The following is a 547-nucleotide window of genomic DNA, read 5'->3' as shown; positions in this document are numbered from 1 at the left end:
TTGGTAAGAAACTGCTCCATGCGTTTCTTACACACGGCACATCCATGTGCCTGAGTGTTCACACAGATTTGCTTGATAGAAGATAGAGTAAAAGATGGGTCTGTGGCTCAGCTGGTTAGCACCCCAATCCCTTCATAAAGAGTAGGGTGAGGTCGGTGGTTCTAGATGAACTTAGATTTATCAAAGATGGGTCTGTAGCTCAGCTGGTTAGAGCGCACCCCTGATAAGGGTGAGGTCGGTGGTTCAAGTCCACTCTGACCCACCAATCCTTCCTTCTCAGCGTTGGAAAGTGACTCGTTTAGTGAACTAAACGTCGCCACTGTCCGCCTTGATAAGAAATGATTTGGCAAACCAATCCTTTAAGAGGTTTGGAACATCTTACTTACTCGCACTGCATGTAAATGGGGCTATAGCTCAGCTGGGAGAGCGCCTGCCTTGCACGCAGGAGGTCTGCGGTTCGATCCCGCATAGCTCCACCACTTACTGCAATCTGGTTAGAGATGCCAAAGATAAACTGAAAAATTATCTTTGGCTTTTTTAAGCCCGC

The 547-nt window shown here is 47.5% G+C and carries 2 tRNA genes; both read left to right on the top strand.

Annotated elements, in window-relative coordinates:
- Window positions 1–188: 188 nt before the first annotated feature.
- Window positions 189–265 (top strand) — tRNA-Ile (locus SHD_RS01035).
- A 138-nt stretch (window positions 266–403) separates the two neighbouring features.
- Window positions 404–479, top strand: a tRNA-Ala gene (locus tag SHD_RS01030).
- Window positions 480–547 lie beyond the last annotated feature (68 nt).

Source organism: Shewanella decolorationis S12, assembly GCF_000485795.1.
GTDB lineage: Bacteria > Pseudomonadota > Gammaproteobacteria > Enterobacterales > Shewanellaceae > Shewanella > Shewanella decolorationis.
Note: the sequence above shows the minus strand (reverse complement) of the source record. Positions and strands in the feature narration are given on the sequence as shown.